This is a genomic window from Variovorax sp. 10L421 (assembly GCF_056395365.1).
In genome coordinates this window covers 149,435-168,369 of sequence record NZ_JBFTJJ010000008.1, presented here as the reverse complement: position 1 = coordinate 168,369, position 18,935 = coordinate 149,435, and the positions used below count along the sequence as shown (strand labels likewise).

Below are 18,935 nucleotides of genomic sequence, written 5' to 3'. Positions count from 1 at the left end.
ATGGCCACCATCAAGGACGTCGCACTCAAGGCGGATGTGTCCGTCACCACCGTGTCGCACGTGGTCAACGACACGCGCCACGTGAGCGCCAAGGTGCGCGAGCGCGTGGAGCTCGCCATCCGCGAACTGGGCTACGTGCCCAACGCGATGGCGCGAAGCCTGAAGAGCAACACCACCTCGACGCTGGGCATGCTGATTCCCAACAGCTCGAATCCCTACTTCGCCGAGATCGTGCGCATCGTGGAAGACCGCTGCTTCGGCGCCGGCTACACGCTGGTGCTGTGCAACACCGATGACGAACCGCACCGCCAGAGCGTCTACCTGAAGGTGCTGGCCGAGCGCCGCATCGACGGGCTGATCGTGGTGTCGACCGGCGCGGGCACCGCCGACGACGATTCGCTGGCGAAGCAGCTGCACGGCCTGCGCGTGCCGACCGTGCTGGTCGACCGCGAGATCGACGACCCGGCCTGCGACCTGGTGGAAACCGCCCACATGCAGGGCGGCCTGCTCGCGGTGCGGCACCTGCTGTCGCTGGGCCACAAGCGCATCGCCTGCATCGGCGGGCCCGCGGGCGTGATGCCGAGCGAGCAGCGCATCGAAGGCTGGCGCATGGCGTTGGCCGAGACCGGCGCGACGCCCGACATCGCGAACGCCAGCGCACTGCTGTGGCGCGGCGGCTTCACCAGCCAGGGCGGTTACGAGGCCATGCACGCCATCCTGCGCACCGAGCGCAAGCCCTCGGCCGTGTTCGTCTGCAACGACCTGATGGCCATCGGCGCGCTGCGCGCGGCGCATGAAAGCGGCGTGCGCGTACCCGACGAACTCTCGATCGTCGGCTTCGACGACATCGAACTCTCCGCCTACACCAGCCCCCCGCTCACCACCGTGGCGCAGCCCAAGGAGCGCATCGGCGCGCTGGCGGTCGACATGCTGCTCGAACGCGTAGGCGGCAAGCGGCGCGACGCACGCAAGGTGGTGCTGCAGCCCGAGCTGCGCGTGCGCGCCTCGACCGCGCGGCATGCGAGCTTCCGCGAGCCCGCCGCGCCCCTTGCGACCGAAACGCCTGCAACGCAAACCCGAAAGTCCCGCACCCCGTGAGCCCGAAGCCTTCTTCCAGCAGCCCCTCCCCGGCGCCGCGCATCGTGGTGCTCGGCAGCCTCAACATGGACCTGGTGCTGCGCGTACCGCATGCGCCGGCCGCGGGAGAAACCCTGCTCGGCCATTCGATCGCCACCATTCCCGGCGGCAAGGGCGCCAACCAGGCGGTGAGCTGTGCGCGCGAAGGCGGACAAGTGCAGATGATCGGCTGCGTCGGCGGCGACGCGTATGGCACGGCTCTGCGCAACGCGCTGCAGAACGACGGCATCGACACCGCCGCGTTGCGCACCGTGGCCGACGAGCCCACCGGCACGGCGCTGATCCTCGTGGAAGACAGTGGGCAGAACCGCATCGTGATGATTCCCGGCGCCAACGCCCGGGTAGAGGTGGACGAAGCCGCGCTGAAACAGCAGGTGCAGGGCGCGGCCTTCCTCGTCACGCAATTCGAGACCCCCATGGACCAGGTCGCGCGCGCCATCGCGGTGGCGCATGGCGCGGGCTGCAAGGTGCTGCTCAACCCGTCGCCGGTGCAGGCGATCGCCGAGCCGCTGTGGCCGCTGATCGACACGCTGGTGGTCAACGAGATCGAGGCGCAGACGCTGTGCGGCCAGTCCGCCGACAGCCCGCAGGAAGCGGCGCAGGCCGGCCAGGCGCTGCGCGCCAAGGGCATCGCGCGCGTGGTGGTCACGCTGGGTTCGCGCGGCGCCGTGGCCGTCGATGCCGACGGCGCGCGCCATCATCCCGCGCCTAAGGTGCAGGCGGTCGACACCACGGCCGCCGGCGACACCTTCCTGGGTGCGCTCGCGGTCGCGCTGGGCGAAGGCCACTCCTTCGACGAGGCCGTGCGCCTGGGCATTCGCGCCGCGGCGCTGTGCATCCAGCAGCCCGGCGCCCAACCTTCCATCCCGCAGCGCGACGCCGTGCTGCGCAGTCCCTTGCCTCCCGACTGGATCACGCTGTGAAACGCACCGCCCTGCTGCACGCCGAACTCTCCCATGTGATCGCCTCGCTGGGCCACGGCGACATGCTCGTGCTCGGCGACGCCGGCCTGCCGATTCCCGATGGTCCGCGCCGCATCGACCTCGCGGTGGCGCGCGGCGTGCCGCAACTCGACGACGTGCTGCAGGCGGTGCTGTCGGAGATGCAGGTGGAAGGCATCGTGATCGCCGACGAGGCGCTCGACGGCGATGGCGACACGAAGAAATTGCCGGGCTGGTATCCGCAGTCGCTGGGCATCGAGCCCCAGACCGTGTCGCACGAGGAATTCAAGCGCCGCACCGCCAAGGCCCGCGCCATGGTGCGCACGGGCGAATGCACGCCCTACGCGAACATCATCCTGATCGCCGGAGTGAAGTTCTGAGGCGCCGCTGGAGCGCCTTCGCTCATTCGAACTTGTAGTTCGCGCCCACGGACTGGCCGACCTTGAGCATGTGCTCCACACCCTGGATCACGATGCAGTTCATGCCGAAGGTGATGCCGCCATCCACGCGCGCGTCGGCGCGGTAGGTGCGCAGCGTGTCGCCGACCTCGGGGCTGCTGAGGGCGGTGGCCGGGTCGATATCCGGGATCGGGCAGCGCGTGCAGGGCTTGACGGGGCGCAGTTCGGCCTCGCCTTCACCGGTCGTGATGTGCAGCGCGTCGATGCGGTCCTCGTCGTGCGACTCGATGCCCGCGAGCACGATGTTGGGGCGGAAGCGCTCGATGCCCACGGCCCCGTGGCCCTGTGCCGCAAGGCGTTCGTTGAGCTCGGCCAGCGAGCCCTCGCTCGCCACCAGCAGCGCGTAGCCGTCGGCGAACTGGGTCTGCGCCTCGACGCCGCCGGTCCACTTCATACTCGACAGGCGCTTGTGCTCGGGGTCGAAGCGCACGAGGCGCAGGGTCTGCGGCCTGCCGGGCTCCGAGAGGAAATCGCTGAACCACTGGGCGGCGATGTCGCCCATGTCGTAGGCGGGCACCTCGTCTTTCCATACGCGCACCCGCACCGGCTTCTCGACCCGGTCGAAGGCCAGGTGCAGCGCCAGCATGCCAGGGGCGCGCAGCACCACTTCCATCTGCTTCATCTGTGGCTTGATCAGCGCCATGCGCGGCAGCTGCCGCTGGGTGACGAACTCGCCCTGCGCGTCGACCACCATCCAGGCCCGGTCGAACTCCAGCCCGGTCTCGGTCAGCAGCATTTCGGGAAGCTCGACCCCGGCGCAGGACTTGACCGGGTAGATGAACAGGCGCGCGATGGTGGCTTCGAGGTCGAAAGCAGGCTGGGACACGGTGGGGGTTCCTTGGAATTCGGCGGCAATTGTCCGGCATCGAGGCGCCCCGAAAACTCCCCGCCGCAGGAAAAGGCCCACGCCCCGCCCTGGACGGGCAACTCCTACAATCGTTCGATGGCTCTCCCCCCAGAAGTTTGCATTCGTGGCGCCGGCATCGTCGGCCGCACGCTGGCCCTGCTGCTCGCGCGCGAACGTGTGCGCGTCGCGCTGGTGGTGCCGCCGGCCACGCAGGGCAAGGAAGACATCCGCGCGTATGCGCTCAACACCGCCTCGCGCGCGCTGCTCGAATCGCTGCGCGCCTGGCCCGACGCCGTCCACGCCACCGCTGTGCGCGAAATGCTGGTGCACGGCGACGAAGGCGGACGGGTGCAGTTCAGCGCCGCACGCCAGAAAGTCGATGCGCTGGCCTGGATCGTCGACGTGCCCGCGCTCGAGCAGCAGCTGGCCGACGCGGTGCGCTTCCAGCCCCAGATCGAGGTCGTGGCCGAGCCCGTCGTCGCCCCGCTCACCGTGGTGTGCGAAGGCAAGGCCAGCACCACGCGCGAAGCGCTTGGCGTGAGCTACGAGGTCACGCGCTATCCGCAGCACGCGATCGCGGCGCGCATGGAGGCCGAGCAGTCGCACGACGGCATCGCGCGCCAATGGTTCAACGACAGGGGCGAAGTGCTCGCGCTGCTGCCGCTCGGCGGCACGCACGGCAAGACGGTCGCACTGGTGTGGTCGGTCGACCAGCTGCGCGCGCCCGACCTGCTCGCACAGGGCAACGACGAATTCAACGCCGCCGTCACCGAGGCCAGCCACAACGCGCTCGGCGCGCTCAAGCTCACGAGCGAGCGCGGCGCATGGCCGCTGGCGCGCGCCATCGCCGACCGCTGGACCGGCGCCATGCCCGGCCAGCCGACCCGCTCCTGGGCCTTGGCGGGCGACGCCGCCCACACGGTGCACCCGCTGGCCGGCCAGGGCCTGAACCTGGGCCTGGCCGATGCGGCCGAGCTGGCCGAGGTGATCAGGAACCGCGATTACTGGCGCAGCGTGGGCGATGCCCGCCTGCTGCGCCGTTACGAGCGCGCCCGCCGTGCCGACGTGCTGCAGATGAGCCTCGCAACCGATGGACTGCAGCAGCTTTTCTCGCACAACCTCGGCCCGCTTCCTGCATTGCGCAACTGGGGCATGCGCGGTTTCGACCGCACGCGCCTCGTCAAGCACTGGATCACGGCGCAAGCCATGGGCCTGAAGGCCTGACGCGCCCACTTATTCTCGAATCGAACCAACGGATCCCCCGATGACACTCGTACGCAACCTCCTATTCGCTGCCTGCACGCTGGGCGCGGTCGTGGCCGCCACCGCCGGCGAAGCCGAGATCCGCAAGAACCTGCCGGCGCGCATTCCGCAGTTCCCGGCGATCGACGAAGTCTCGAAGTCGCCGATCCCGGGCGTCTACGAAGTGCGCGTGAACGGCGCGCAGATCTTCTACACCGACGAGCAGGGCAACTACCTGATCCAGGGCAACCTGATCGACGTGAAATCGCGCAAGAACCTGACCGAAGAGCGCGTGGAAAAGCTCAGCGCCGTCGCCTTCGACCAGCTGCCGCTGAAGGACTCGATCAAGATCGTGCGCGGCAACGGCAAGCGCAAGCTCGCGGTGTTCGAAGACCCGAACTGCGGCTACTGCAAGCGCTTCGAGAAGGACATGAAGACGGTCGACAACGTCACCGTGTACCTGTTCCTGTACCCGGTGCTGGGCCCCGACTCGAACGTCAAGTCGCGCGACATCTGGTGCAGCAAGGACAAGGGCAAGGCCTGGGGCGACTGGATGGAAGCCAGCACCAAACCCGCCACCGCGGCCAGCAGCTGCGACGTGACCGCGCTGCAGCGCAACGTCGAGTTCGGCCGCAAGTACAACATCACCGGCACGCCGACGCTGATCTTCAGCGACGGCACCCGCACGCCCGGCGCCATTCCCGCAGAGCAGGTCGAGAAGCAACTCGCCGCTTCGTCCAGCTGATGGCGGCGAAGGCTCCCGCGCAGCGCGCCGCAGGCGTGCGCTATCGCGTCGAATGTGCGGATCTTCACGCACACCTCTTCGACATCACGCTCACCATCGACGCACCCACGGCGCAGCAGCGCGTGTCGCTGCCGGTGTGGATTCCGGGCAGCTACCTGGTGCGCGAGTTCGCCAAGAACCTGCAGGGCCTGCGCGCCACGCAGGGTCGACGCAAGCCGGCGCTCACGCAGCTCGACAAATGCAGCTGGCTCGTCGAGTGCACGCCCGGGCAGCCGCTGGAACTGCACTACCGGGTCTGCGCCTACGACAACTCGGTGCGCACCGCCTGGCTCGATGCCGAGCGCGGCTTCTTCAACGGCACCAGCGTGTGCCTGCGCGTCGAAGGCCAGACCGAGGCGCCGCATGCGCTGGAGATCGTCGCGCCCGTGTTGGCCGATGACGCTGCGCGCTGGTCGTGCGCCACTGCCCTGGTGCCGCTGAAGGCCGACAAGCACGGCTTCGGCAGCTACCAGGCCTCGGGCTACGATGAATTGGCCGACAGCCCCGTCGAGCTGGGCGCCTTCTGGAGCGCCGAGTTCGAAGCCTGCGGCGTACCGCACCGCTTCGTGATCGCGGGTGCCGCGGCCTCGTTCGATGGCGACAAGCTGATCGCCGACACCAAGGCCATCTGCGAAGCAGAGATGCGCTTCTGGCACGGCGAAAAGGTCGGCAAGCGCGGCGGGCCGAAGCCGCCGATCGACCGCTACGTGTTCATGCTCAACGCGGTCGACGACGGCTACGGCGGGCTCGAACACCGCCATTCGACCGCGCTGATCTGCAACCGCCGCGACCTGCCGCAGCGCGGCGAGAAGAAGAAGCAGCCCGACGGCTACACCACGCTGATGGGACTCATCAGCCACGAGTACTTCCACACCTGGAACGTCAAGCGCATGCGGCCGGCAGAGTTCGCGCGCTACGACTACAGCCAGGAAAACTACACGCAGCTGCTGTGGTTCTTCGAAGGCTTCACCAGCTACTACGACGACCTGCTGCTGCGCCGCGCCGGGCGCATCGACGATGCGGCCTACCTGCGCCTGCTCAACAAGACCATCAACCAGGTCATGCAGACGCCGGGCCGGCTGGTGCAGCCGGTGGCCGACGCGAGCTTCGACGCCTGGGTCAAGTACTACCGCCAGGACGAGCAGACGCCCAACAGCACGGTGAGCTACTACACCAAGGGCGCGCTGGTGGCGCTGTGCTTCGACCTCACGCTGCGCCATGAAGGCAAGGGCTCGCTCGACGACGTGATGCGCCACCTGTGGACGCACAGCGGCGGCGGGCCGATCAGCGAGGCCGACATTGCCGCCGCGCTCGAGGCCGTGAGCGGCCGCTCGTATGCGGCGGAACTCGCGCGCTGGGTGCATTCGACCGAGGAGCTGCCGCTCGCGCAGTTGCTGCGCGCGCACGGCGTGGCCACGCTCGAAGACCCCTCGCAGCAGGCGCAGGCGCTGGGCCTGCGCGTGGCCGAGGCCAATGGCGGCGTGCAGGTGAAGGTGGTGCTGCGTGGTGGCGCGGCCGAGAAGGCCGGTTTTTCCGCGCACGACGAGTGGATCGGCATCGAGCTGCCCGCTGTCGGCAGGAAGGGCCAGCAGCGGCCGGCGCAGGCCTGGCGCATCGCCAAGCTCGACGACCTCGCGCTGTACCTGGGCGATGCGGCGAAGTGCACGGCCATCGTGGCGCGCGACCGCAAACTGGTCAGGCTGCCGCTGGTGCTGCCCGTCGGGGCGACCACCTGGCGCCTGTTCTCGCACGACGCCGCCAAGGTGGCGAACTGGCTGGGCAGTTAACTCGCCTCTTTGTCCTCCCCCCGCGCTGGGTCGGCGTTCTCGCATCGGGAACTCCGGGCCATGCTGGGTATAGTGAAGCGCGTTTTTTCCTTCCCCCGGAGACACCATGAGCTACGAAAACATCGAAGTGCGGACCGAAGCTGGCAAGGTCGGCATCATCACCCTCAACCGCCCGAAGGCCCTGAATGCGCTGAACGACGCGCTCATGACCGAGCTGGGCCAGGCGCTCAAGGCCTTCGATGCGGACGACGCCATCGGCTGCATCATCCTCACGGGCAGCGAGCGCGCCTTCGCGGCCGGCGCCGACATCGCGGCGATGGCCAAGTACAGCTTCATCGACACCTACAAGGGCGACTACATCACGCGCAACTGGGAAACCATCCGCTCGATCCGCAAGCCGGTGATCGGCGCGGTGGCCGGCTTTGCGCTGGGTGGCGGCTGCGAGCTGGCGATGATGTGCGACTTCATCATCGCGGCCGACAACGCCAAGTTCGGCCAGCCCGAAATCAAGATCGGCGTGATCCCCGGCGCCGGCGGCACGCAGCGCCTGCCGCGCGCGGTGGGCAAGAGCAAGGCCATGGACATGGTGCTCACCGCCCGCATGATGGACGCCGCGGAAGCCGAGCGCGCCGGTCTCGTAAGCCGCGTGGTGCCGTTCGAGAAGCTCGCCGACGAGGCGCTGGGCGCGGCGCTGATCATCTGCGGCTACTCGCAGGTCTCGGTGATGGCGGCCAAGGAATCGGTCAACCGCGCCTTCGAGGGCGGCCTGAGCGACGGCGTGATGTTCGAGCGGCGCCTGTTCCACGCGCTGTTCGCCACGGCCGACCAGAAGGAAGGCATGGACGCCTTCCTGAACAAGCGCGCACCGGACTTCAAGAACGCCTGATCGCCCGATCGGGCCTCCGGTTCAACGCGCCAGCAGCGCGCGCAGCGCAGCGAGCGCCTGCGCCGGCGGCGTGCCGACCAGCGCGGTGCCGCCGGGGTGCGGCGTCCAGCGCACCTGGTCGCCCGCAATCTCGAGCACGGCGATGAGCGTGTCGCCGCGATAGAGCGACAGTCGCGCCTCCACCGGGGCACCGAAGGGCGCATCGGGTGTGGTGGCCGAGCGCGCCACCGTGCCCACCAGGGCAGGCAAGCCTTCGACGTCGCCCCGCGCGCGCCGCGCGCCGGCGTCCGAACTGAACGATGTCCAGCGCTCCAGCGCGGAGAAGGACGGCGGCCCGTCGGCTCGAGACGCCGCAGCCTTCGCCGCACGCGGCGAAGCGTCCTGCAACGCACCGGAGGCTTGCCCGCTGGCACCGCTCTGGCTGGCAAGCGCCGAGGCGTCCTGCGACTGGCGGGAGAGCGGGGCGGCGGCCGGCGGCGATGCAACGGATGGAGCGGGCGCGGCCGGTGCGGGGGCGTAGGCGCGCCGGCGTTCGCTTTCCATGCGCTCTTCGCGACGCTCGTCCTGCGCGGGGGCTTGGGCGGCCTGCTCGGCGACGATGGCGGGAGGCGCCGGCGCCACGGGCGTGGGCGCGGGCACCGCCTCCCTGCGCGATGGCTGGGCGCGTGCCGCTTCCTTGATAGGCGCCGTGTCGCGCGGCACCTTGGCGCGCTGTTCGGCAGCAGGCGCGGCCGGTGTCGGCGGGGCTTGCTTCGCCGCGGCCGGCGGCGCCGCCGCGGGTTCGGGTGCGGCAGCCGTCGCGGGTGCAGGCGCCGCAGGAGCCGCGGGGGCTTCGGCCGCGGGCGCGGCGGCGCCGCCGACACGCGCCTCCCCGTCAAGCCGCGCATCGGGCACCGGTTCGCTGCGCCACAGCACGGTAATGAACGCGGCCACCAGTACCGTTGCGAAGGCCGCATTCCACGGCATGCGCGGATGCGGCTCTGCGCCACCGCCGAACAGGCGGCGCCACCACGGCCGAGCACTCGCGCTGTTGGCGGCCGTGCCCGCAGTCGACGCCGGCGCCGGCGCCGCAGCCAGGTTGTGCGCCATCTTCAGGATCGCGTCGCGCGTGCGTGGATCGGGCGTGGCCTCGCCGTCGGGCGCGTGGTCCAGCGCACGGCGCAGCGCCGGGTCGCGCAGGTCGTCGTCGCGGCCGTCTTCGAAACCGGTGGTGTTGCCGCTCATGCCCGTTGCTCCAGCACCGACAGGTAGCGCTCCATGCAGGCGCGCAGCTTCTGCAGGCCGTAGCGCAGGCGGCTGCGCACGGTCTCGAATCCGATCTCCAGGCTCGCGGCCAGCGCGTCAACGGTCAGGCCGTCTTCATGGTGCAGCAGGAACGCGGCGCGCTGCTCGGGCGGCAGTTCGTCGAGGCAGGCCAGCAGGCGGCGGCCCGCGGCGCGCCAGAACGCGAGCTCTTCGGCCGACGGATGCGCGGCCGCATCGACAGCGCCGCGCACACCGCGGTCGAGCGTGGGGACGGGATCGCTGTCGTCGTCCGCATGCGCATCGAGCGCCACTTCGCGCCCGCTCACGCGCAGCCGGTCCATCGCGAGGTTGTGCGCGATGGTGAAGGCCCAGGTGCGCCAGGTCGCGCCCTGCGGCGAGAAGCTCTCGCGCGCCGAGATGATCCGCACCCAGGTGTCCTGGAAAACCTCGTCGGCCTGCGCCGCCAGCCGCGCGCCCAGCAGCCGCTTGACGAAGCGGAACAGCCCGCCTTCGTGGCGCGCGTAGAGCACGTCGAACGCGGCGGCGTCGCCCTGCGCATAGGCCAGCATCAACTGGTCGTCGGGCATGGCCTGGCGCTCGGGGGCGTTCTTGGCGGAAGGGGCGCGGGGAAGCGCGGACATCGGCGGATTTTCACCCGAGCTTGTACGGGCGGCGGAAGGCATCGGGGTTCAGGGTGGCAAAAAAAGCGGCGGGGCTCAACCCCGTTGGCGGCGGCCCGCCGTATCAGCCTGCACCCAACCACCCGGAGTCCTTCCATGATCCACGCCTTCGCTCCCCGCTTCCGCCGGCCGCTCGTCGTGCTGCTGTGCGCCCAACTGCTCCTGACGGCCTGCGGCGCCACCGAGCCCTCGGCCATGGCCGACGGCCCTGTCAGATGGCCGACGCCCGCGCCCGACAGCCGCACGCAGGCAACGCTTGCCGTGCCGAATTTCGAGGCGCCATCGGCCACCAGCTGCGCCCGGCCGATCCAGACGCACGAGACGCCGGGCTTGCAGCGCAACGCCCAGTTCGAAGGGCACGCCCTGCGGGAAAGACGCGCGCTCGCCGACGCGGCCACGCCGCCGGATGCGCTGCGCAAGCCGTCGCGCGCAGAAGTCGCGGGCGCATTGGCCGCCTCTCCCGCGCCGATCGCCGAGGCCCCGCCCGCGGCGATGGCGATGCCCTCTCCCGCCGCATCCGCCGCTCCCCGCATCGCCGTCCAGCCGCCGGCGCAAGCACCGCGCCCGGCCAGCGAGCCCGTCACCGCCGGCATGGTCGACGACAACGCCGACTTCGGCGAATACCTCGCCTTCCGCGGCCGCACCCAGGTCGCCCACCGTGAACGCGACATCAGCGCGCGCTACCTGCTCCAGGTGCGCGATGCGCGCGGCGCCGTCGTGCCCGATGCCGAAGTGGCCGTGCAGGCCGCGAACGGCGCCGCCATGTGGGCGCGCACCGACGCGGGCGGGCGCGCGTGGCTGCACCCGAACGCCTTCGACAAGGCCCGCAGCGAGGTGTACGAGGTGACCGTGCGCAAGAACGGCCGCCAGAGCACCGCCTTCTTGCAGCGCGGCCAGAAGAATGCCGTCGACGTCGTGCTCCCAGGCAAGCCGGGCGCCGCACCCGCGCGCGCCCGGCTCGACCTGGTCTTCCTGATCGACGCCACTGGTTCGATGGACGACGAGATCGCCAAGCTGAAGACCACCCTGCGCACCATCGCCGACCAGGTGGCCAGGCTGCCGAGCCGCCCCGACACCTGCTTCGGCCTGGTGGCGTACCGCGACCGCACCGACGACTTCCTGGTGCGCCGCCATGACTTCACCAATGACCTGAACGCCTTCCAGGGCGTGCTCGACGCCCTGCGCGCCGCGGGCGGCGGCGACTACCCCGAGGCGATGAACGAGGCCCTGAACGAAACGGTCCACAAGCTGAGTTGGCGCGGCAACGGCACCACCCGCCTCGTGGTGCTGCTGGCCGATGCGCCGCCGCACCTCGACTACGGCGGCCCTCAGTACGACGACGACATGGTCGCCGCGCTGGGCAAGGGCATCAAGGTGTTCAGCGTGGGCGCCTCGGGGCTCGACCGGCAGGGCGAATACATCCAGCGCCAGATCGCGCAGTACACCGGCGGGCGCTTCGTGTTCCTCACCTACAAGGAGGCGGCGAACCCGGCCAGCGGCCCCGGAACGCAGACCGTGCACGACGTCGGCAACTACTCGGTGCAGACGCTGGACAAGCTGATCGTGAGGCTCGTTTCCGAAGAATTGGGCAAGTTGCCGGCGGGTAGTTGAACTGGGCCCTCAGCCTGGGCTATAATTTTGGGCTCGGTGCAAAACTGCACTGACGGCTCTTTAGCTCAGTCGGTTAGAGCGATGGAATCATAATCCACAGGTCCGCGGTTCGAGTCCGTGAAGAGCCACCAACAAAACGAAAAAGCCTTGCAAGTCAACGACTTGCAAGGCTTTTTTCCTTGTGGGCGCGCCTGATTCTCCAGCCCGGCAGCGCCGGCGCGGGCCCTCCCCGGATACGCCCGCCATCTGGCCAATGGGCATACCCAGTTTCGGTGATGGCGCCCGCCCGGGCGGTCCACAAGAATCGCCGGAAAGAATAAATATTCACAATCACACCCTTCTCGGCCACCTCCCTTCCGGAGGGGGTGGTGTGTTCGGGGGCGCCTGAGTTGTCCAGGAATCATGGGAAGTTCTTGCGGTCCCTGTTCGGCTGGGCGGCATGACGCGGCATCGATAGCAGAGGGGACGTAGACAGGGGGTCTTCGGTGCCACTCAGTTACCTTCTCCAGCTGGAGCATGCTCGCCTGCCGATGCATGTGACCGACGCGCAGGACGTGCGACGCGTTTCCGTCCTGAAAGCGACCGGCCTCATCGAGGCCTCCATCGACCCGGCTTTCGACACCGGGGGCAGCTACAGGCTGGCGCAGGCGGCGCTGGTGGTCTGCATCACCGACGAGGGGCATGCCGAGATCGGCAACCTGCGCGGCCGCGGCAGGGTCGGGGCCGCACCGAAGTCCGCAAGAACAGGCCCGGAGCCCCTGGACTACCTGCGCACGATCGAACGATCGACATTCCCGCTTCGCGTGCAGGACCCGCAGGAGATCAACTGCATCGAGGCCCTGAAGCAGGCCGGGTTCGTCGATGCGGCGATCAGCCCCGCGCTGGCGTGGAAGAGCAGCAGCGAGCCGCAGGAGCTGGCGGTGATCCGGCGCATCACGCCGTTCGGGCGGGCGCAGCTTGCGCGGGGCACCAAGTAATTTCGCGGCATCGGGAATACGCAGGGCCGCATCAGCCTTCGATGCCGGCGCGCAGCATCCCAAGCGAAGCGCTCAGGAGCCGCCGAAGCGATGTCCGGTGAGTGGCATCCGCTGTCAATCGAAGGCGGTGGCGCGAGCCCTCCTCGTCGAATCAGTACGAAATGCCTAACGCCGCGCGCATCGCCCCTCGCATGCCCGTCTCTCTTTGCATACATCCACGCCCTTTCCCCTTCCCCGCCAGCGCGATGCCTATTCAACAGGCAACGTGATGGGAACCCACGCCAGCTCTCGCTTCGCCTCTTCGCCTCCACCCACAACTCACAGAGTTGTCCACAGAAAACCCGAACAAGTCATCGAACTGTCAAAGAGATGTCGTCGCGACGTAGCCCTTGAACTGTTCGCGCAGCCTTGTCTTCAGCAGCTTGCCGGTGGCTGTATGCGGCAGGCTGTCGACGAAAGCCACGTCATCCGGTAGCCACCACTTCACGACGCGCTCCGCGAGGAAAGTAAGCAGTTCCTCGCGAGTGACTTCGACACCCGCGCGCCTGACCACGATGAGCAGCGGTCGCTCCTGCCACTTCGGGTGCGCGATGCCGATCACCGCCGCCTCGGCCACGGCCGGGTGTGTACTCGCGGCGTTCTCGAGCTCGATGGAAGAAATCCATTCGCCGCCCGACTTGATGACGTCCTTCGCGCGATCGACCAGCTGCACGTAGCCGTCCTCGTCGATGTTGGCGACGTCGCCGGTCGGGAAGAAACCTTCGGCATCGAGCACCGGGCCGCCCTCGCCCTTGAAGTAACCGCTCGCGATCCACGGGCCGCGCACGTGCAGGTGGCCGAAGGCCTTGCCGTCGTGCGGCAGACGCTGGCCGTCCTCGCCGACGATCTTCAGCTCCACGCCCCACACGCCTCGGCCCTGGCGCATCTTCACGCGCGTCTGCTCTTCCTTCGGCATCGACAGGTGCTTGGGCAGCAGGCTGCCGATCACGCCGATGGGGCTGGTCTCGGTCATGCCCCAGCCCTGCACGAAGTCGGCGCCGAAGTCGCGCTCGAAGCGCTCGATCATGCTGCGCGGCGTGGCCGCGCCACCCACGCCGATGCGCTTCAGGCCGATGGCGCGGGTGTCGATTTCAGGGTGGGCGTCGAAGTACTGGAACAGCATGAGCCAGATGGTGGGCACGGCCTGCGAGAAGCCGACCTTCTCGTCGCGCATCAGCTCGTACAGGCTCTGGCCGTCCATGTGCGGGCCGGGCATGACCAGCTTCATGCCGGTCATCGCCGCCGCATAAGGCATGCCCCATGCGTTGGCGTGGAACATCGGCACTGCGAGCAGCAGCGTCATCTGCGAGTTGACGCCGAAGGTGTCGGGCGCGCACTCCATCAGCGAGTGCAGCACGGTGGAGCGATGCGAATACAGCACGCCCTTCGGATTGCCCGTGGTGCCCGAGGTGTAGCAGAGCGACGAGGCGGTGCGCTCGTCGAATTCGGGCCACTCGTACTGCTCGCTCTGCGAACCGACGAGCTCGTCGAAGCACAGCAGGTTGGGCACGTCGATGGCCAGCATGTGCGCGCGGTCGGTCATCGCGATGAAGGCGCGCACCGACTTGAGTTGCGGCGCCAGCTTCTCGACCAGCGGCGCGAAGGTGGTGTCGAAGAACATCACCTTGTCTTCGGCGTGATTGACGATGTAGTCGATCTGCTCCGGAAAGAGCCGCGGGTTCACCGTGTGCAGCACCGCGCCCGAACCCGACACGCCGAAGTACAGCGCGAGGTGGCGCCATGTGTTCCACGCGAGCGTGCCGACGCGGTCGCCCGGTTCGATGCCCAGCACCTTCATCGCATTGGCCACCTGCTTGGCACGGCGCTGTATCTCCGCGTAGTTGGTGCGGTGCACCGGCCCCTCCACGGTGCGGCCGACGACTTCGGCTTTCGGATGAAAGGTGGCTGCGTAGTCGATGAGCGACGAGATCAGCAGCGGGCGGTCTTGCATCAATCCGAACATGGGTCTTGTCTCCTGTACGCTGAGGCGATGCTAGGCAGGCGCCATGCCGCGACGCATCGTCGAAACGGACGATTGAGGACCCGCGAAGGTTGCCCCTAGCATCTCCCTCAAGAGGACCATTGCATGAACGTTCAGGACGCCATCGCCACCCGCCGCTCGGTGCGCGATTTTCTCGACACGCCGGTGCCCGGCGACGTCATCCGCCGCGTTGTCGAGCAGGCGCTGCGCGCGCCCTCGGGCGGCAACCTGCAACCCTGGCACCTGCACGTGGTGGGCGGCGAGAGGCTTGCCGAACTCAAGGCGATCATGCGCACGCGCGTGCAGGAGGCACCTGCCGGCGAAGGCAGCGAGTACGACATCTACCCGCGCGAGCTTGTCGCGCCCTACCGCGACCGCCGCTTCGCCGTGGGCGAGGCGATGTATGCGCGCCTGGGCATTCCGCGCGAGGACAAGGCCGCGCGCCGCGAATGGTTTGCGCGCAACTACCAGTTGTTCGGCGCGCCGCTCGCGCTGTTCTGCAGCGTCGACCGCCGCATGGGCCCGCCGCAGTGGTCGGACCTGGGAATGATGCTGCAGAACGTGATGCTGCTGCTGCGCGGCGAAGGGCTCGACAGCTGCCCGCAGGAATGCTGGGCGATCTACCCGCAGACCGTCGGCCGCTTCATCGCGCTGCCGCCCGAACGCATGCTGTTCACGGGCATGGCCATCGGCTACGCGGACCGCAGCCGGCCGCTCGATGCGCTGGTGACCGAACGCGCGCCGCTGGCCGACGTGGCGGAGTTCGTCGGCATCTGAATCCGCGGGGGGACCGGATCGTGCTTGATGATGTGGCATCCGCAAGCAAGGCGCCGCATGCTCATCGCACAGATCTCCGACCCCCACGTCCGCCCCGCCGGCCAGCTCTACCAGGGCGTGGCCGATTCGAACCGCATGTTCGAGGAAGCCATCGACCACCTGCACGCGCTCGATCGCCGGCCCGACCTGATGCTGCTGACAGGCGATCTCGTCGACGAAGGCCGGCCCGAGGAATACGCGCAGGTGCGGCGTCTGCTTGCGAAGCTGTCGATTCCGTATCTCGTGATCCCCGGCAACCACGACCACCACGAGAACTTTCGTGCAGCGTTCGCGGACCATGCCTACCTGCCGGCCGAAGGCGCACTGCACTACTGCATTGACGACCATCCCGTGCGCATCGTGGCGCTGGATTCATGCATTCCCGGGCTTCACCATGGCAATGTCGATGCGCGGGGCCTGGCGTGGCTGCGCCGCACGCTCGAAGCCGACCGCATCAAGCCGACGCTGCTGATGCTCCATCACCCGCCTTTCGTGAGCGGCATTCCCTACATGGACGCGTACCGCTACATGGACACGGCGCCGCTCGAAGCCATCGTGCGCAGCGTCGACAACATCGAGCTGGTGCTGTGCGGCCACGTGCACCGCACCATGCTGCGGCGCTGGGCGGGTACAGTCGTGTGTTCGTGCCCGAGCAGCACGACGGAGATCGCGCTGCAGCTGGACGCCAGCGCGGCGCCCGCCTCGTACATGGGCCGACCGGGCTGCATGCTGCATCTGTGGAGCGAAGCGCACGGCATGGTGAGCCATGTGAGCCACATCGGGACGATGGACGGACCGTTTCCGTTTGCGTGATGGCTCGGCGCGCAAAATCCCGCCATGCCCCAGGAACGCACCCTCCTCTACACCGGACACGAATTCACGGTCGAGCACGTGCGTTCCCATGCGCAGCAGGGACCTGACTGGAGCGCGCCCTACACCCTGGAATCGCGACGCATCATTTTCCCGGCAGGCCGCACCGTGCTCGACGTACGCTCGGGCGACGGCACATGGCTGGTCGACGGACTCACCGCCATGCACTTCGACGACGCGATGGTCTATCAGCTGCGGCTCGCGGCACGCGCGGCCAGGCACAGCATGGTGGTCAGCCGGCACCGCTTGCCTCGCGCGGATGCAGCGCCGGCGTTCTTCCTGTTGTCACCTTGGTCGCTGTACCGCGTTCATTCGGCGCAGCGGCAGCTTCGCGCGGGCGACGCGGCTGCAGATGCCATCTTTTCGCTGGTCGATGAACTCGGCATGTCACGCCGGCAGGCGCCATTGACGGGTGCGGTCGCACGCGTCAAGCGGCTGCTCGCGGAAACCGCCGACTGCGAGGCGAAGCTTTCGATGCGCGACGTGGCCGATGCGGTCTCGCGCTCGCCGTTTCACCTGGCGCGCAGCTTCCGGCAGCAGACTGGCTTGAGCCTTCATCAGTACCGGCAACATCTGCGCCTCGCTGCCGCCATGGAGCGGCTGGCCGATGGCGACCGCGACCTCGCGGGCATCGCGCACGACCTCGGCTATTGCAGCCAGAGCCACCTGGGCGCGGTGTTCCGGCGCGATGTGGGCGTCACGATGGGCGAAGCCCGCCGCATGCTGGCCAGCGCACGAATTTGATAGCCGCCGCGCGGCGCGGTCGCGAGACTCGCCGCGATGGATCGCAATCTTTTCGCCGGCCTGCTCGCCGCGCTGGCCGCAGCCGTCATCGGCAGCGCCTGGCAACTCGTCTCGCGCCACGGCGTGACCACCACGCTCGGGCCGATGGAGCTGGCGCTGATGCGCTATGGCATTCCTGCCCTGCTGCTGGCGCCGCTGTGGTTCGGCAAGAAGAGACGCATCGCACCGAAGGCCTCGCGCGTTGCGCTCGTGCTGCTCGTCGCCGGCGGCGGCCTGCCCTTCGGGCTGCTGGTGCTGGCCGGTGCCCAATGGGCCCCCGCGAGCCACATGGGCATCTTCATGGCGGGCAGCCTGCCGCTTTTCACCGCCATCGGCGCGTGGCTGCACAAGGGGCAGAAGGTCGAAGGCATCAGGCTTGCCGGGCTGGCGTGCATTGCCATCGGCATGGCGCTGTTTGCTGCGGGGAGTTTTCGCGGCGGCTCGCTCGACTGGCGCGGTGACCTGCTCTTTCTGACCGCGGCCATGCTGTGGGCGGTGCACTCGCTCGCGTTCGCGCACTGCGGGCTCACGCCGTGGCAGGGCGCGGCGTTCGTGAACGGATGGTCGGCGCTGCTGCTGTTGCCTGTGCTGTCGACCGTCGGCGCGCCGCGGCTGCTCAGTGCGCCATGGCCCGATGTCGCGCTGCAAGCCGCGACGCAAGGCGTGGTCGCGGGACTGCTCGGGCTGGTTGTCTACATGGCGGCCGTCGTGCGGCTGGGTGCACCACGCGCCTCGCTATCGGCGGCGCTGGTGCCGGTGCTGACCACACTGGGCGCGGCGGCCTGCATGAACGAGCCGGTCACCGGTGCGGTGCTGCTGGCTTTGGCGTTGGTGGTGCCGGGGATCGTGCTGGCGAGTGGTGTGGCTCGATGGGGCGCGAAGGAGGCGGCGCGGCCATCGGCATAGAGGCTTCAGGCGGCACGGGCAGAATGCGGCGAAACACCAGGGACGTGCACGCCAATGAAAAAGCTCATTCTCCTTGCCGCCTCGCTCGCCTTCGCCGCGGCATCCTGCTGGGCACAGGAGCGCAGCACGGTTCGCGTGCCCACGCCCTTCATTGAAGGCGGTGCGCCCGTCACGCTGGAGATGGTGATCTACAAGCCCGAAGGCGCAGGGCCCTTTCCTACAGTGGTGTTCAACCACGGCTCCACGGGCATGGGCAACAAGCCGGCGCTGTTCAAGGACACCTGGGCGCCCGAGCGCCTCGCCAAGTGGTTCACGCAGCGAGGCTGGCTTGTGGCGTTTCCACAGCGGCGCGGACGTGGCCAGTCGGACGGGCTGTATGACGAAGGCTTCACCCCCAAGCGCGAGCACTACAGTTGCGACCCGGCCCTGTCGCTGGCCGGCTTCGACCACGCGCTTGCCGATGTCGACGCCGCCGTCTCATCGCTGCAGAAGAACCCCGACGTGGACACGAAGCGCATGGAGATCGCCGGCCACTCGCGCGGCGGCATCCTCGCGATCGCCTATGCCGGCACGCGACCCGGCGTGTTCCAGGGCGCCATCAATTTCGTCGGCGGCTGGATGAGCGACCAGTGCCCCGATGGCACCGCGGATGCGATCAACCCCGTGAGCTTCACGCGCGGCGCCGCCTTTCCCCGTCCCACGCTCTGGCTGTACGGCGAGAAAGACAGCTTCTATGCGATGGCGCACAGCCGGAAGAATTTCGAAGCCTTCACGGCAGCTGGCGGCAAGGGCACCTTCGAGACCTATGCGCTGGAGCCCGGCACGAACGGGCACATGCTGATCGTGCAGCAAGGGCTGTGGGGCCCGGCGGTCGAGGCGTATCTTGCGAAGTGATCGCAGCACCCGGATCACCGCGGAACCCGGTCATGACGATCGGGTGCTGGC

The 18,935-nt window shown here is 68.7% G+C and carries 18 protein-coding genes and 1 tRNA gene; 15 read left to right on the top strand and 4 right to left on the bottom strand.

Annotation, left to right across the window (positions count from 1 at the left end; all coding sequences use genetic code 11):
* The 3 genes from AC1DFC_RS13635 to rbsD are packed head-to-tail and all read left to right on the top strand — an operon-like array spanning position 1 to position 2,458.
* Positions 1–1,098, top strand: a complete 1,098-nt coding sequence (locus AC1DFC_RS13635) for a LacI family DNA-binding transcriptional regulator (protein WP_007828917.1) — start codon at positions 1–3, stop codon at positions 1,096–1,098.
* A complete protein-coding gene (gene rbsK / locus AC1DFC_RS13630; RefSeq protein WP_413332461.1) occupies positions 1,095–2,060 on the top strand; it encodes a ribokinase in 966 nt (321 codons plus the stop codon). The genes AC1DFC_RS13635 and rbsK overlap by 4 nt, the downstream gene beginning before the upstream one ends.
* Entirely contained in the window at positions 2,057–2,458 is a 402-nt protein-coding gene (rbsD, locus tag AC1DFC_RS13625) for a D-ribose pyranase (protein WP_007828915.1), read from the top strand. Before rbsK ends, rbsD begins: the two co-directional genes overlap by 4 nt.
* 22 nt (positions 2,459–2,480) lie before the next feature.
* Here the strand turns inward: rbsD and AC1DFC_RS13620 are convergent, their stop codons facing one another.
* Positions 2,481–3,362 (bottom strand): MOSC domain-containing protein, encoded by an 882-nt coding sequence (locus AC1DFC_RS13620; protein ID WP_413332463.1) that lies wholly within the window; start codon positions 3,360–3,362, stop codon positions 2,481–2,483.
* A gap of 117 nt (positions 3,363–3,479) precedes the next feature.
* Between AC1DFC_RS13620 and AC1DFC_RS13615 the strand changes: the two genes are divergently transcribed.
* From AC1DFC_RS13615 to AC1DFC_RS13600, 4 genes are all read left to right on the top strand, one after another.
* Positions 3,480–4,607, top strand: coding sequence for an FAD-dependent monooxygenase (locus AC1DFC_RS13615; RefSeq protein ID WP_007828912.1), 1,128 nt, complete (start codon positions 3,480–3,482; stop codon positions 4,605–4,607).
* A gap of 40 nt (positions 4,608–4,647) precedes the next feature.
* Entirely contained in the window at positions 4,648–5,370 is a 723-nt protein-coding gene (locus AC1DFC_RS13610; protein WP_007828910.1) for a DsbC family protein, read from the top strand.
* On the top strand, positions 5,370–7,196 hold the full coding sequence (locus tag AC1DFC_RS13605) for a M61 family metallopeptidase (RefSeq protein WP_413332465.1): 1,827 nt from the start codon (positions 5,370–5,372) through the stop codon (positions 7,194–7,196). The genes AC1DFC_RS13610 and AC1DFC_RS13605 overlap by 1 nt, the downstream gene beginning before the upstream one ends.
* A 106-nt stretch (positions 7,197–7,302) precedes the next feature.
* The gene (locus AC1DFC_RS13600; RefSeq protein ID WP_413332466.1) at positions 7,303–8,082 is read left to right on the top strand and encodes an enoyl-CoA hydratase; all 780 of its coding nucleotides are present in this window, start codon (positions 7,303–7,305) and stop codon (positions 8,080–8,082) included.
* Between the two features lie 21 nt (positions 8,083–8,103).
* Here the strand turns inward: AC1DFC_RS13600 and AC1DFC_RS13595 are convergent, their stop codons facing one another.
* Together AC1DFC_RS13595 and AC1DFC_RS13590 are read right to left on the bottom strand one after the other, a co-directional pair.
* The gene (locus tag AC1DFC_RS13595; protein ID WP_478179403.1) at positions 8,104–9,306 is read right to left on the bottom strand and encodes a hypothetical protein; all 1,203 of its coding nucleotides are present in this window, start codon (positions 9,304–9,306) and stop codon (positions 8,104–8,106) included.
* Positions 9,303–9,968, bottom strand: coding sequence for a sigma-70 family RNA polymerase sigma factor (locus AC1DFC_RS13590; RefSeq protein ID WP_413332470.1), 666 nt, complete (start codon positions 9,966–9,968; stop codon positions 9,303–9,305). Before AC1DFC_RS13590 ends, AC1DFC_RS13595 begins: the two co-directional genes overlap by 4 nt.
* A gap of 135 nt (positions 9,969–10,103) precedes the next feature.
* Between AC1DFC_RS13590 and AC1DFC_RS13585 the strand changes: the two genes are divergently transcribed.
* The 3 genes from AC1DFC_RS13585 (at position 10,104) to AC1DFC_RS13575 (ending at position 12,595) form a co-directional block, all read left to right on the top strand.
* On the top strand, positions 10,104–11,618 hold the full coding sequence (locus AC1DFC_RS13585; RefSeq protein WP_413332471.1) for a VWA domain-containing protein: 1,515 nt from the start codon (positions 10,104–10,106) through the stop codon (positions 11,616–11,618).
* A gap of 54 nt (positions 11,619–11,672) precedes the next feature.
* Positions 11,673–11,749: transfer RNA gene (locus AC1DFC_RS13580), tRNA-Met, on the top strand.
* 354 nt (positions 11,750–12,103) lie between these two features.
* Complete coding sequence (locus tag AC1DFC_RS13575; RefSeq protein ID WP_478179402.1) at positions 12,104–12,595, top strand: hypothetical protein; 492 nt, start codon at positions 12,104–12,106, stop codon at positions 12,593–12,595.
* Positions 12,596–12,956: 361 nt separating this feature from the next.
* Here AC1DFC_RS13575 and AC1DFC_RS13570 read toward each other — a convergent pair whose 3' ends face one another.
* Positions 12,957–14,597, bottom strand: a complete 1,641-nt coding sequence (locus AC1DFC_RS13570; RefSeq protein ID WP_478179401.1) for a 3-(methylthio)propionyl-CoA ligase — start codon at positions 14,595–14,597, stop codon at positions 12,957–12,959.
* A gap of 123 nt (positions 14,598–14,720) precedes the next feature.
* Here AC1DFC_RS13570 and AC1DFC_RS13565 point away from each other — a divergent pair, with 123 nt between their 5' ends.
* From AC1DFC_RS13565 to AC1DFC_RS13545, 5 genes are read left to right on the top strand one after another with little or no spacing between them, the layout of a single operon-like run.
* Positions 14,721–15,392, top strand: a complete 672-nt coding sequence (locus AC1DFC_RS13565; RefSeq protein WP_007828897.1) for a nitroreductase — start codon at positions 14,721–14,723, stop codon at positions 15,390–15,392.
* Positions 15,393–15,449: 57 nt separating this feature from the next.
* A complete protein-coding gene (locus tag AC1DFC_RS13560; protein ID WP_478179400.1) occupies positions 15,450–16,244 on the top strand; it encodes a phosphodiesterase in 795 nt (264 codons plus the stop codon).
* 24 nt (positions 16,245–16,268) lie between these two features.
* Entirely contained in the window at positions 16,269–17,045 is a 777-nt protein-coding gene (locus tag AC1DFC_RS13555; RefSeq protein ID WP_478179399.1) for a helix-turn-helix domain-containing protein, read from the top strand.
* 36 nt (positions 17,046–17,081) lie between these two features.
* Positions 17,082–17,990 (top strand): DMT family transporter, encoded by a 909-nt coding sequence (locus AC1DFC_RS13550; protein ID WP_007828894.1) that lies wholly within the window; start codon positions 17,082–17,084, stop codon positions 17,988–17,990.
* 54 nt (positions 17,991–18,044) lie between these two features.
* Positions 18,045–18,884 (top strand): dienelactone hydrolase family protein, encoded by an 840-nt coding sequence (locus AC1DFC_RS13545; RefSeq protein WP_413314831.1) that lies wholly within the window; start codon positions 18,045–18,047, stop codon positions 18,882–18,884.
* Positions 18,885–18,935 lie beyond the last annotated feature (51 nt).

Coding starts and splice junctions, on each gene's coding strand:
- AC1DFC_RS13635 (WP_007828917.1), top strand. CDS start 1: ATGGCCACCATCAAGGACGTCGCACTCAAGGCGGATGTGTCCGTCACC.
- AC1DFC_RS13615 (WP_007828912.1), top strand. CDS start 3,480: ATGGCTCTCCCCCCAGAAGTTTGCATTCGTGGCGCCGGCATCGTCGGC.
- AC1DFC_RS13610 (WP_007828910.1), top strand. CDS start 4,648: ATGACACTCGTACGCAACCTCCTATTCGCTGCCTGCACGCTGGGCGCG.
- AC1DFC_RS13605 (WP_413332465.1), top strand. CDS start 5,370: ATGGCGGCGAAGGCTCCCGCGCAGCGCGCCGCAGGCGTGCGCTATCGC.
- AC1DFC_RS13600 (WP_413332466.1), top strand. CDS start 7,303: ATGAGCTACGAAAACATCGAAGTGCGGACCGAAGCTGGCAAGGTCGGC.
- AC1DFC_RS13595 (WP_478179403.1), bottom strand. CDS start 9,306: ATGAGCGGCAACACCACCGGTTTCGAAGACGGCCGCGACGACGACCTG.
- AC1DFC_RS13590 (WP_413332470.1), bottom strand. CDS start 9,968: ATGTCCGCGCTTCCCCGCGCCCCTTCCGCCAAGAACGCCCCCGAGCGC.
- AC1DFC_RS13585 (WP_413332471.1), top strand. CDS start 10,104: ATGATCCACGCCTTCGCTCCCCGCTTCCGCCGGCCGCTCGTCGTGCTG.
- AC1DFC_RS13570 (WP_478179401.1), bottom strand. CDS start 14,597: ATGTTCGGATTGATGCAAGACCGCCCGCTGCTGATCTCGTCGCTCATC.
- AC1DFC_RS13565 (WP_007828897.1), top strand. CDS start 14,721: ATGAACGTTCAGGACGCCATCGCCACCCGCCGCTCGGTGCGCGATTTT.
- AC1DFC_RS13560 (WP_478179400.1), top strand. CDS start 15,450: ATGCTCATCGCACAGATCTCCGACCCCCACGTCCGCCCCGCCGGCCAG.
- AC1DFC_RS13555 (WP_478179399.1), top strand. CDS start 16,269: ATGCCCCAGGAACGCACCCTCCTCTACACCGGACACGAATTCACGGTC.
- AC1DFC_RS13550 (WP_007828894.1), top strand. CDS start 17,082: ATGGATCGCAATCTTTTCGCCGGCCTGCTCGCCGCGCTGGCCGCAGCC.
- AC1DFC_RS13545 (WP_413314831.1), top strand. CDS start 18,045: ATGAAAAAGCTCATTCTCCTTGCCGCCTCGCTCGCCTTCGCCGCGGCA.